The sequence below is a fragment of the Pantoea sp. 1B4 genome, assembly GCF_016925765.1.
In the GTDB taxonomy this organism is placed as follows: Bacteria; Pseudomonadota; Gammaproteobacteria; order Enterobacterales; family Enterobacteriaceae; genus Pantoea; species Pantoea agglomerans.
In genome coordinates this window covers 87,127-98,575 of record NZ_JAEUWZ010000005.1, presented here as the reverse complement: position 1 = coordinate 98,575, position 11,449 = coordinate 87,127, and the positions used below count along the sequence as shown (strand labels likewise).

Genomic DNA, 11,449 nt, shown 5'->3' with positions numbered 1-11,449 from the left:
TCTGAGCGTTCATCACGCCCCGGATGCAGTCGGGTATAACTCTCTTCTGCGGCGTACCTTTTTCACGCTTCGATCAAAGCCTGCGCCTCCAGCTCGCGGACCCGCGGTATCACTTCGCGGCCAAAGAATTCGACCTCTTCATGAAAGTGCAGAAATGCCAGCAGCAGCAGATCCACACCGGCCTGCTTCAGTTCGATAATGCGTTCAGCAATCTGCTGCGGTGTGCCAATCAGATTGGTTTTAAAGCCGTCGTTGTACTGCACCAGATCCTCAAACGACGATTTCGCCCAGTTCCCCTCTCCTTCGGGTGAGGCACTGCCAGCATTTTTGACCTCATGCTGAAAGCCTTTTACCGCATCCGGGTTGGCTTTGCTGATGATCTCATGAAGCACCGCCTGCGCCTGCTGTTCGCTCTCGCGGGCAATCACAAAACCGTTCAGCCCGATTCTGACCTGATGCTGATTACGTCCGGCTTTTTCACGGATATCCGCGACCTGCAGACGGACACCGTCCGGGGTATTACCGTTGGTAAAATACCAGTCTGACACCCTGGCGGCCATGTCGCGCGCCGCGCGTGAACTGCCACCCTGGAAAATTTCCGGGAGCGGTGACAACGGCTTGGGTTTCATCACGTAATCGCGGAAGCGATAAAAATCGCCGGCAAAGCTAAAACTCTCTTCACGCCAGATGCCGTGCAGGCAGCGAATAAACTCTTCTGAACGCAGATAGCGCTCTTCATGATCGAGCCAGGGTTCACCAATTGCCTTGAACTCACCCCGGAACCAGCCGCTGACAATATTAACGGCGATGCGTGGACCATAAAGATGGCTGATAGTGGCAATCTGCTTTGCCGCCAATACCGGATTCCACGGGCCGGGAAGCAGAGCGGCAATCACTTTTAATTTCGAGGTGTGACTAAGTAAATCCTGCGAGAATGTGACCGATTCATGCTGATTATCTGCGCCATATCCTGCAGTAAAGCGAATCTGCGTCAGCGCGTAATCAAAACCCGCCTGTTCAGCGATCTGCGCCAGTTTGCGGTTGTATTCGGCATCCCAGCGGGTACGCTGCTCTATCTGACTGATCACCAGTCCGCCCGAGACATTCGGCACCCAGTAGGCGAACTGTAAAGGTTGGTTCAGTGACATGGTTTTCTCCTGGCATATAGCTGGATTAATGGAAAAGTTAAATCTTCCAAACTTTCAGATATAAAAGAAAAGACCAAGCAGTAACCATGCCAGAGATTAAATAATTGAAGTTAAAGGATTAAAATCCAGTTTTGCATAAGCGAGCTGTTGCAAATGCAGCAACACAGAAACAGCACGGTTGCTGATGCAGCAGCGCTTCATGACCGCGCGTAACTGCGGCGAGGCCAGGGGCACTGAACCCGGCGGTATTCGCAGATAGCCGCAAAGCGATGTGATAACGTAGCGGTTCTGTTGCAGAGCCGGAGGGCACTATGATTGTCAGACAGGCATCGCCCGAAGAGGCGCACCATTTATGGAACATCAGAAATCTGGCCATCCGTCATGGCTGCCAGCATGCTTATCCACCCGACGTGCTCGCCGCCTGGACGCCAGACCGCATGCCCGCCAGCTTTCCCGCAATGATCCGCATGAATCCCTTCTTCGTGATTGATGGTCCGGACGACGTACCGGTTGCTATGGGATCGCTGGACCTTGCCGCCGCCAGCGTGGAAGCCATTTTTACCCTGCCTGGGTTCACCGGACAGGGAATGGCGGGCCTAATCATCAACACCATCAAAGCGGAGGCGCTGCAGCGTGGCTACCGCCGGTTGACGCTCGCTTCGACGCCGAACGCCGTGGGTTTTTACCAGCAGCATGGCTTCCGGCCGCTGGGCGAAAGTTTCTATCCGTCAAAGCTGGCGGGCAGCGATTTGCGCTGTACTGAGATGGCGATTGATCTGTGAATGCCCGCCGCCGTCAGGCTGGCGAAGCAGGGCAAAAGTTTCCGGTGCAAAGACTTCGCAAGCCCCCGCCGGTAAGGTATAGTCCGCGTTTTTTGGAGGAATCATGCTGACTGACTCATCAACTCGTCTTAATAAATACATCAGCGAGAGCGGCATCTGCTCCCGTCGTGACGCCGATCGTTACATCGAGCAGGGCAACGTTTTCATTAACGGCAAACGCGCCACTGTAGGCGCGCAGGTATTTGCAGGCGATGTGGTGAAGGTCAATGGTCAGCTTATCGAGCCGCGCGATGAAGACGATCTGGTGCTGATTGCCCTGAATAAGCCGGTGGGGATTATCACCACCATGGAAGAGGGCGAGCGCGATAACATCAGCGATTTCGTCAATCACAGCAAGCGCGTCTTCCCGATTGGCCGACTCGACAAAGATTCTCAGGGCCTGATTTTCCTGACCAACCACGGTGATCTGGTCAACAAGATCCTGCGGGCCGGTAACAACCACGAAAAAGAGTATGTCGTTACGGTCGACAAGCCGATCACCGATGAGTTTATTGCCGGAATGAGCGCAGGCGTGCCGATGCTGGGCACGGTGACCAAAAAGTGCAAAGTGAAGAAAGAAGCGCCGTTTGTCTTCCGCATCACGCTGGTCCAGGGGCTGAATCGCCAGATCCGCCGCATGTGTAAGCATTTTGGCTTTGAAGTGACGAAGCTTGAGCGCACCCGCATCATGAACGTCAATCTCAAGGGATTGCCGCTGGGGGGAATGGCGCGATCTCACTGACGACGAACTCGTTGAGCTGTTTAAACTGCTGGAGAACTCCTCTTCAGAAGATAAACCTGCGAAGAAAGCTAAAGCCCCGGCGAAACCGGCCGCCGCCAAAAAACCGCAGAAGAGTGCGGCGAAACCCGCTGAAAAAGCGGATGCTAACGGTGCCTCACGCAAGCGCTTTGTCCAGCCGGGACGTAAGAAGAAAGGGCGCTAATAATGGCCCGATGCAGAGAGCGACTTTCCTGCTCTCTGCATCGGTATTCAACGGATCATCACGGAATGATCCGGGCCGCCCGGAAGCGGGCAAACAGATCGCAGAACATCTTATCCGTTGCGCGATAACCGTGGAATCCCGCCCGCCGCAGTTTGCTGCCGTCGCCAAACATGTCGTAATCCCAGCCAAAAACAAAATCAGCGAAGACACCATCACTGAGCGCCAGAATATCGGGCTGGAGCAGCGCGTCGGCAGCGGCGATTTCCCGCCACAGCGCACGATAATCCTGAAATAGTTGCCGGAACGACAGCGAAACCGGCGGCGCGATCTCCAGTTCAAACCACGCTGCAATGACCGGCCATAGCTCACTCCAGCGCCAGAGATCGCCATTATTGATATTAAAGGCCTGATTGCGTGCGTCTGGAGTACGCGCGGCCCAGATCGTCGCGTCGGCCAGCAGAGTGGCATCGGTAAAATCGACCATACTGTGCCAGGTTTCCGGCGAACCGGGAAAGCGTAAGGGCAGCCGCGCCGCGCGACAGATTGAAGCGTACAGCGCCAGGCTCAGCGCCAGGTTCATGCTGTTGCCCGGCCTGTCACTGCCGACCACACCGGGCCGCAGCGCACTCCAGTGCCAGGCTTTACCTTGCTGTTGTGCGGTCAGCCAGTTCAGCTGCGCGGCGTTAAACTCAGCACCCGGTACACCAGGATCGCTTTCCCGCGCCGGCGTTTTAAAGCGTCCGAGATGGGCACCATACACCTTGTATCCCTGCATCAGGCTGACATGCTCAAGTGGGGCGACATCCTCCATGGTCTGAACCAGATTTTGCAGCATGGCAAGATTTGGCCCGACCATCGTTCCCCAGTCAGAAGCGTTCAGCCAGGCGCTGTAAAAGATATGCGTGACGTCGGTGAGTGATGCCAGCCGTTGCTGGCACTGCTGGCTATCGCGCAGATCAACCGCAATCACCTCTGTGCCGCTGACTGCATAGTCTGACCGATGCGTCAGTGCTTTGACCTGCCAGTGGTCTGCTACCAGCGCCTGACTCAGTTGCTGACCGACAATCCCGCTGGCACCCGCCACCAGCGCAACCTTCTTATCCTGCGTCGTTTTCATGATCATTGCCCTGTTAAGAGAGAAGCTGCATTCTCACCTGCGTTTATTTCTGATTAAATCCCCTGAACCGGATGTCACTTATCAGGAAAATCAATAAATGCAGAACAAACTGAATGCGATTCAGACCTTCATCCGGGTGGCGGAAGCGGGATCTTTTTCGGCGGCGGCCCGGCAAAACGGCATGAAGCAGTCGGCGATAAGCCAGCAGATTGCCGCGCTTGAAGAGGCGCTGGGGGTTGTGTTGCTGCACCGCACCACCCGCAAAATGGCGCTGACGGAGCAGGGTCAGCATTATCTGCAGCAGGTCAGGCAGCTGCTCAGCGCGATGGAAGAGCTGGAGCAGCAACTACGGCCTGAGTCGCAGCCTCTTCACGGCAAACTCTATATGCAACTACCGAGCGGCATCGGGCAGCGGCTTATGCCGCATCTGATTGCATTCCAGCAGGCGCATCCCGCGCTGCGTCTGAATATTGCGCTGGAGGATCGCCTGTCGGATCTCATTGGTGAAGGCGTTGATGTGGCAATCCGCCTCAGCGAATCGCCGCCCGCCACACTGGCTGCCCGTTCACTCACCACGGTTGAAACCGTGCTGGTGGCTTCCCCTGAGTGGATCGCGCGAAACGGCACGCCGCAAACTCCCGGTGACCTGCAGTACCATCCCCACATACGTTTTAGCGGCGTGTCGCCCGATGCGCCGCTGCAGCTGGTGTCCGCGACCACGAGGGTGTCTGTGCCGGTGGAAAGTGCATTTCGTTCTAACAACAGTGATGCATTGATGCAGGCCCTTGAAGCGGGGCTAGGGATCGGTGGGTTACAAACACTTATCGGCGCAGACGCGCTGGCATCCGGCCGACTGGTGCGGGTTTTACCGGACTGGCGGCTTCCCGACCGCTATCTTTATGCTGTGTTCCCCGATGCCCGCTTTATCCCGGATAAAGTGCGGAAGCTGGTCACGTTGTTAACTCAGGAGCTGGTGCGGTTGCAGGGAACAGGGCAGAAACTCATCTGATGTGGTGAAGAAAAAATCAGGTCTGATTGAAATGCACCCAACTCAGGGGTAAAGTATGCCCAGGTTGGGGACAGGGAAATACTCAGCACATGGACGCACTATTCATCGATAAAGATCAACGCGACGATTTGACCGGGCAACAGCGTGATGTCCTGGCTACCGCGCTGAATGTGATCAAAAAAAGGGCTGAGACATGACTGAACGCGATATTTTCAGTGAACTGATGACGGGTATGCAGGAGCTTAAGGATCATCAGGAGGGCAAAATTACGCTTAAGAGTCATAAGTTCACTAAGCGTGCCCCTGTAACTATTGCGCCGCAGGAGTTACGCGACGTACGCGAAAAACTGAACCTTTCCCAGGCCGTATTCGCCCATTATCTTCATACTGGTGAAACGACATATCAAAACTGGGAACAGGGCAGGGCCAGACCTAACGCCCAGGCAGTTTTACTGATCCGCATGGTGCAGCAGAACCCAGAAACGCTGAAGACGCTCGCGAAGCTCTGACAGGCCAGCCTGTAAGGCTGGCATCCTGTTTCATTATTGATGCCTCCGGTTTCCCCTCTCTGACGAATTTAAAACGCTAACCCCTCTCCCCAATCCGATAGTCCGTTCCACGCCACCCGCCAGATTTTAATGGGGGGTCACATTCAGACCAACGACACTTTTCACCCTGATCAGGGCGTGGCAGGATAAGCGCAATCTATCAAGGAGTGTGCCTGATGTTACTGAAAGGTATGAACGATCCGCTGCTGAAAGCGTATCAGCATCCCAAATCACGGATGATGATCAGCCGTTTCAGGGGGCTGGCGGGGGGATCGAAGACTCAGTGACTGGCAGGCGTTCTGTATTCTGGTCACCGGCTTTACCAATTACTGGTATGTGCATGCAGGTCACTACACCATTAATGTCACACTGACTAAAACCCGCCAGTTCGACTTCCTGCAGGACTTTCTGCATTTCACGGTTACGCTGGATGGGTTAATTGGTGATGAACATTTTCGGAGTCCGAACTTTGTGCTGCCCCATTATGATGTGCCCTACGAATTCTGCCGCTGGCGTAACAAGCGCGGCTATGATGCGTTAACTACCTATATCAGCAAGCAGGGTGTGAAATCCCATAAAGGGATATTTGTCGCCTCAGAAGGGGCTTCCCCGGAAGAGCAGGTGATGAAATGGGAAGGTGTGGTCAACGTCTATGACAAAACCTTTTTTAGCGTGACTAACTTCAGCACCACTCAGGAATTTCTGATCAAAGACATCAGTAGATCCATACAGGAAGGATTGCTGAAGCACCTGAGTTTTTACCGCGATCTGTTTCACTATATCTTCCCCACACCAGCGGAGGCGCGGTTACAGGCACGCGATGACAGGCGCTATCTGGCGAAAAGATAGCGCCCGGGCATCTTTAGATCAGGTCAATGGGTTCAGCCGGGTCTGCTTAAACGTTGCAAACCCGGTGGTCAGCTGACCTCTCAGCGGGGTTTACCACTTCATCTCGCCGGTATTGACTTTGGCGCTGAGTTCCAGTGAAGCCGGTTCTGCCAGTTTCGGCCAGGCGGCTTTCATGGCGGTAATCACCTGCGCTGAGGTTTTATGTTGCGCCAGCGCCGCTTCAAAACTCTTCAGATAATTCAGGGTGAAATCCACCGCCTGTGAACCGGCCGGACGGGCACCAAGATAGTGACCCGGAATCACGTTCTTCGCGTTCAGCGTCTGCATTTCGGTCAGGATATGACGCCATTCAGCGCGGCTCTGAACGGTCTGAGTGTCAGCCGTCCAGACATGAATGCCAGAGGAGAGGGCGGTGCCGCCCAGAATGGTGCTCGCAGACGGGATCCAGATATAAGCGGCGTATTGCTCCGGATGACGCAGCTCCAGCACCTCGCCGTCGACGCTAAAGCGGGTCTGATGGGTCACTTCAGGCACAAACACCTTATCCGGCGCGCCCTGCTTCATCTGTGGACCCCAGTATTTCAGCTTGGCGTCATGCGTCTGCTGGATATGCTTCACCACCGCCGGCGCGGCAACCACCTTCACGTCCGGCCAGGCTTTAACAATTGGCTCCAGACCAAAGTAGAAATCGGGATCGCCAGAGGTAATCACAATTTCCTTTAGCGTTTTACCGCTCTTTTTAATCATCTCTGCCAGTTTTTCACCGTCCTGGGTGCTGAACTGGGCATCAAACAGAATCGCTTCGGTTGGCCCACTAACCAGCGTTGAGGAGACGGCAAAGATGCCCTTTTCCTGCGGATTATAGGTTTGCAGTTGCAGGGTGGCCGCGCTGGTGGAGGCCGAGGCCAGCACCAGCATCACAGGTAACAGCGTAGTTTTCATTGAGGATCCTCAGAGATAAATGCCCTACTCAGGCAGGCGTAACGGGCGATGTTCAGTATCAGTGGCGCTATTCTACGCATCTGGCTATCTGTTAGAATTCCCGCAATCAGAGATGCTGAGTTTCATAATCCGAACAGGTGGAGTGGATGGACAGAGTCACGGCGGCAGCCGTTTTCAACCGGATATGTGAACTGGGCAGCCTGAGTGCCGCCTCACGATCGCTGGGGATCTCTCGCCCGATGGTCAGCCGTTATCTGGAGGAAATGGAAAAGTGGGCGGGAACGCGTCTGCTGCATCGCTCTTCGCGCCAGCTGACCCTTACGCCTGCCGGAGAGGCGATCCTGCAAAAAACCCGTCAGCTGGCCCTGCTCTCAGAGGCGATCCAGCAGGAAACTACCCAGGGCGTCCCGGCCGGAACGCTTCGCATCGCCTGCGCCCACTTTACGGCTCTTCATCTTGTCGGCCCGGTGATCCCCGATTTTCTGGCGCGTTATCCGGCTCTGCGCATTGAGCTGGAAATTAACAATCAGCCAGTAAGCCTGATTGGTGAGCGCATCGATCTCGCTATCCGCATCACCGACTCGCCAGAGCCGGGGGCGATCGCGCGCCGTCTCGGCGAATGCCACTCGGTACTCTGCGCCTCACCTGAGTATCTTAAGGCGCGGGGTAACCCGGAAACCCCGGACGATCTGGCTCAGCATAACTGCCTCTACTACAGTCGCTTTGCCGGACAGAGCTGGCATTTTACGGCGTCTGGCGGGGAGAAAATCGCGGTTGCCGTCAGAGGAAATTTCAGTGCGGGTATCTCTTCACTGTTGTGTGACGCGGCGATAGCGCATTGCGGGATAGCGATGGTGCCTGAGCAGGAGGCTCGCCACGCACTGGAAACAGGGAAGCTGGTAAAATTACTGCCCGATTATGAGCCGCAACGTATCGGCATATGGGGGCTTTACCTGTCGCGTGAGCACCAGTCTGCTGCACTGCGGCTGATGCTGGATGAGCTGCAAAGCACAATCCAGAGCCGGTGATCAGAGGGGAGAGTAACCGATCAAAATGGAACCTTACTATGAGTGATAATCAAACCCTTTACTGGAACCCTATGGTGCCAGAACTGACCGTCACTGACTTTGCCGCTTCGCTGCATTTTTACACCGTGGTGCTGGGTTTCAGTGTGAGAATTCAGCGCCAGCAGCCTGATTTTGCTTACCTCTGCTATGGAGAGGTGCAATTGATGATTGAGCAGTTCCATCCGCAGGGCTGGAACATAGCCGATCTGCGCTGGCCGCTGGGGCGGGGTATTAATTTCCAGATTGAAATTGATGATGTTCAGGCTGTGCTGACGCGTTTGCAGCAGCATGCTGTTCCGCTCTATCGGCCGCTTCGGGACAACCACTATGACACCGGTGAGACCACCGCCTGTCAGCGGGAGTTTCTGGTGCAGGACCCCGATGGTTATCTGCTGCGTTTCAGCCAGTATCTGGAATAAGCTGAACGTGTTTTGGCAATATTAATCAGCAGGAGAATGGCTTGAGTAAAATAAACATTCTCTTCGGATATTTTATATTGACTGTTCAATCATGATCAACGGAAGCCTTTGATAGCAGCGTAGTGAAGTCATCTAAAGCGCGAAGAGTCGCCTGCTGTTTACCACCGTCACATTAATCATGACCTTTTCCGCTAACGGAAGGCGCTATGCATAGCGTGTTAACTATTGCAAAGCGTCATTAAGTCACAGGCGGCCGTGATTTGCTGCTACAAAGCCATAATAAAAAATGAATGTAAGAAAGAAAATTTATCCAGCGATGGTCTACACTCTCGTTAGCTGGCTGGATTAGGATTATTCTCAACAAAGGTTTTTAAGGGATTTCATTGGGCTAAGCGTTCGTACATTTACATTTATTCGTTCACTCAGCACTTAATCTTTGGGAATGTGAGCCGATAACAGGTGATACATACTCAGGAGGACGCACAATGAAATCTTTTTTATCTGTCTGCATTAGCACGTTGCTGATTGCCCTGGCCGGACCGGTTATTGCGGATTCAAATTCAGGCACTATTACCTTCAGCGGAGCCATTACCAATGGTTCATGTAATATGAATGTCGGACAAAATCCTGTCGTGTTTGACTGTTTTGATCCCGCCAGTGGTAAGGCTGTGGCCACTACTGCTGACCTGATGAATCCCGAATTGCTGACCAAATTACCCCTGGAATTAAAAATGCACTGGTTTAATCCTGAAAAGAGCAAAGGGATACTTTACGTTACCTATCTTTAATGCTTCTCCTGAAGTTTTATTCTGAACGACAGTGCAATGCCTTAGCAGCAACGGTGACATGGAACCTAAAGATATAAACCCATAGCCAATACAGGGTTTATCATTAAGTCACTAAGAGCCAGTGAAGTATCTTTTTTTGAAATTTTTAAGTCAGCATCGGGGAATTCAGTTTACCGTATTCATCATCAGCAGATAATGTGTGCATCTTATTAATCCCTTTCATAATCGAGGGTTAATACGCGTTGCATCTATTGATATGCAAAAAAAACCACCTTTGCTGTCAAAGGTGGGTTTAATTTACAAAAAGCTTGCGTGAAGATCAGTAAGAGTCAGAAGAGCGCTGAGTAAAATATTTCGTGTTCTGACGCTTCTCCTTTTTACGACGCAGCACCAGGCTGGTGGTAATAATCAGCAGCGTTAAACCGCCGGTTGCCAGTAATTCAGCCTGATGTTTCGCATCAAACAACATGATTACCAGCACCGTGACGATAAACAGGATAGTGACCCACGTCAGGCCAGGAAATAACCACATCCGGTAACTCAGGACTTCACCCGCTTTCTCGCGCTTTTTTACGCAGCACCAGGTGGGACGCAGCGATCACCAGATAGACCAGCAGTGCAATCGCTCCCGACGTGGCCAGTAAAAATTCAAACACCACGCTGGGCGCCAGATAATTGGCGATCACCGCCAGAAATGCAGCCGCGGTAGAGAGCAGCACAGCAATCCACGGCGTGCCGCTGCGATTGGTACGTGAGGCAGCCGACGGTGCATCTTTGCGGCGTGACAGAGAGTAGAGCATGCGCGATGAGGTATAAAGCGCAGAGTTAAGACAACTGCACACCGCCATCAGCACCACCAGATCGACAATCAGCCGGGCGTGCGGGATGTTCATCGCCTGTAACACCGTCTGCCATGAACCCTGTTCGACCAGTCCTGGCGCATTCCACGGCACCAGCGCCACTACAAAGAAAATCGACAGCAGATAGAACAGCGCAATACGCCAGATGACGGAGTTAGTCGCCTGAGTAATCTGCTTGCCGGGATTCTTCGACTCTGCGGCGGCAATCGTGACAATTTCTGTGCCCATAAAAGAGAACATGGTGGTCAGGATGGCAGCCACGACCGCGCCGATACCATTCGGCATAAATCCGTGAGTGTCATAGAGATGCGACAGGCCGCTGGTATTGCTGTCAGGCAGCAAACCAAACACTGCCGCACCTGCCACGCCCAGGAACAGGATGATGGCAACGACCTTAATCAATGCAAACCAGAACTCAAACTCACCATAATTTTTCACGCTGAGCAGATTAGTAATGGTCAGCAACAGGGTGATAGCAAACGTGAACTGCCAGATGGCGACATCGGGGAACCAGGCATGAAGAATGGTTCCCGCTGCGTTGGCTTCCAGTGGGATCACCAGCACCCAGAACCACCAGTAGAGCCAGCCGATGGTAAATCCGGCCCAGCGTCCCAGCGCTTTATCGGCGTAGGTTGAGAACGAGCCTGAATCGGGTGAGGCGACGGCCATCTCGGCCAGCATCCGCATAATCAGGACCACCAGCGCACCGGCAGCGGCATAAGAGATCAACACCGCGGGGCCCGCTTCAGAAATAGCATGGCCGGAGCCAACAAACAGCCCGGCGCCAATCACGCCCGCAATTGAGAGCATACGCACGTGGCGCGGTTTCAGGTTTTGAGCCAGCGAATCTGCATTCGCACTCTGAGTCATCGTCATGTAAACGTCTCCTGTCGACGTCCGGCCTGGATGGCCGGACGAACGGGGATGAACTTGCGTTA

Annotated in this window: 9 protein-coding genes and 3 pseudogenes; 8 read left to right on the top strand and 4 right to left on the bottom strand. The window is 53.8% G+C overall.

The annotated features are described in order from the left end of the window. Nucleotides 1-62: 62 nt before the first annotated feature. A complete protein-coding gene (sfnG, locus tag JNO11_RS21895; protein ID WP_325177916.1) occupies nucleotides 63-1,148 on the bottom strand; it encodes a dimethylsulfone monooxygenase SfnG in 1,086 nt (361 codons plus the stop codon). Nucleotides 1,149-1,459: 311 nt separating this feature from the next. On the opposite strand from sfnG, the gene JNO11_RS21890 reads away from it, so the two are divergent. Together JNO11_RS21890 and rluF are read left to right on the top strand one after the other, a co-directional pair. Then, nucleotides 1,460-1,930, top strand: coding sequence for a GNAT family N-acetyltransferase (locus JNO11_RS21890; RefSeq protein WP_010670550.1), 471 nt, complete (start codon nucleotides 1,460-1,462; stop codon nucleotides 1,928-1,930). A 103-nt stretch (nucleotides 1,931-2,033) separates the two neighbouring features. Beyond that, nucleotides 2,034-2,913 (top strand): annotated as a pseudogene (rluF, locus tag JNO11_RS21885) (23S rRNA pseudouridine(2604) synthase RluF). 58 nt (nucleotides 2,914-2,971) lie between these two features. On the opposite strand, the gene JNO11_RS21880 reads toward rluF, so the two are convergent. Beyond that, nucleotides 2,972-4,030 carry an SDR family oxidoreductase gene (locus tag JNO11_RS21880; protein WP_033761113.1) on the bottom strand — a complete coding sequence of 353 codons (1,059 nt, stop codon included), beginning with the start codon at nucleotides 4,028-4,030 and terminating at the stop codon, nucleotides 2,972-2,974. 97 nt (nucleotides 4,031-4,127) lie between these two features. Here JNO11_RS21880 and JNO11_RS21875 point away from each other — a divergent pair, with 97 nt between their 5' ends. The 3 genes and pseudogenes from JNO11_RS21875 to JNO11_RS21865 all read left to right on the top strand — a co-directional run bounded on the left by JNO11_RS21875 (nucleotide 4,128) and on the right by JNO11_RS21865 (nucleotide 6,435). Beyond that, the gene (locus JNO11_RS21875) at nucleotides 4,128-5,039 is read left to right on the top strand and encodes a LysR family transcriptional regulator (RefSeq protein ID WP_325177915.1); all 912 of its coding nucleotides are present in this window, start codon (nucleotides 4,128-4,130) and stop codon (nucleotides 5,037-5,039) included. A gap of 193 nt (nucleotides 5,040-5,232) precedes the next feature. Next, nucleotides 5,233-5,547 carry a type II toxin-antitoxin system MqsA family antitoxin gene (locus JNO11_RS21870; protein ID WP_325177914.1) on the top strand — a complete coding sequence of 105 codons (315 nt, stop codon included), beginning with the start codon at nucleotides 5,233-5,235 and terminating at the stop codon, nucleotides 5,545-5,547. 215 nt (nucleotides 5,548-5,762) lie between these two features. Beyond that, a pseudogene (locus JNO11_RS21865) lies at nucleotides 5,763-6,435 on the top strand (hypothetical protein). A gap of 90 nt (nucleotides 6,436-6,525) precedes the next feature. Here JNO11_RS21865 and JNO11_RS21860 read toward each other — a convergent pair. Next, complete coding sequence (locus JNO11_RS21860) at nucleotides 6,526-7,377, bottom strand: Vmh family MBL fold metallo-hydrolase (protein WP_187495386.1); 852 nt, start codon at nucleotides 7,375-7,377, stop codon at nucleotides 6,526-6,528. A 146-nt stretch (nucleotides 7,378-7,523) separates the two neighbouring features. Here JNO11_RS21860 and JNO11_RS21855 point away from each other — a divergent pair, with 146 nt between their 5' ends. From JNO11_RS21855 to JNO11_RS21845, 3 genes are all read left to right on the top strand, one after another. Further along, complete coding sequence (locus JNO11_RS21855) at nucleotides 7,524-8,405, top strand: LysR family transcriptional regulator (protein WP_325177912.1); 882 nt, start codon at nucleotides 7,524-7,526, stop codon at nucleotides 8,403-8,405. Nucleotides 8,406-8,443: 38 nt separating this feature from the next. Then, on the top strand, nucleotides 8,444-8,863 hold the full coding sequence (locus tag JNO11_RS21850; protein WP_010246939.1) for a VOC family protein: 420 nt from the start codon (nucleotides 8,444-8,446) through the stop codon (nucleotides 8,861-8,863). 485 nt (nucleotides 8,864-9,348) lie between these two features. Then, the gene (locus JNO11_RS21845; RefSeq protein WP_325177911.1) at nucleotides 9,349-9,651 is read left to right on the top strand and encodes a type 1 fimbrial protein; all 303 of its coding nucleotides are present in this window, start codon (nucleotides 9,349-9,351) and stop codon (nucleotides 9,649-9,651) included. 319 nt (nucleotides 9,652-9,970) lie between these two features. Here the strand turns inward: JNO11_RS21845 and gabP are convergent. Then, a pseudogene (gabP, locus tag JNO11_RS21840) lies at nucleotides 9,971-11,387 on the bottom strand (GABA permease). Between the last annotated feature and the right edge of the window lie 62 nt (nucleotides 11,388-11,449).

Bases quoted from the DNA above. Each gene is read 5' to 3' on its own strand.
- JNO11_RS21850 (WP_010246939.1), top strand. From the start codon at position 8,444: ATGAGTGATAATCAAACCCTTTACTGGAACCCTATGGTGCCAGAACTG.
- JNO11_RS21880 (WP_033761113.1), bottom strand. From the start codon at position 4,030: ATGAAAACGACGCAGGATAAGAAGGTTGCGCTGGTGGCGGGTGCCAGC.
- JNO11_RS21855 (WP_325177912.1), top strand. From the start codon at position 7,524: ATGGACAGAGTCACGGCGGCAGCCGTTTTCAACCGGATATGTGAACTG.
- JNO11_RS21890 (WP_010670550.1), top strand. From the start codon at position 1,460: ATGATTGTCAGACAGGCATCGCCCGAAGAGGCGCACCATTTATGGAAC.
- JNO11_RS21845 (WP_325177911.1), top strand. From the start codon at position 9,349: ATGAAATCTTTTTTATCTGTCTGCATTAGCACGTTGCTGATTGCCCTG.
- sfnG (WP_325177916.1), bottom strand. From the start codon at position 1,148: ATGTCACTGAACCAACCTTTACAGTTCGCCTACTGGGTGCCGAATGTC.
- JNO11_RS21860 (WP_187495386.1), bottom strand. From the start codon at position 7,377: ATGAAAACTACGCTGTTACCTGTGATGCTGGTGCTGGCCTCGGCCTCC.
- JNO11_RS21875 (WP_325177915.1), top strand. From the start codon at position 4,128: ATGCAGAACAAACTGAATGCGATTCAGACCTTCATCCGGGTGGCGGAA.
- JNO11_RS21870 (WP_325177914.1), top strand. From the start codon at position 5,233: ATGACTGAACGCGATATTTTCAGTGAACTGATGACGGGTATGCAGGAG.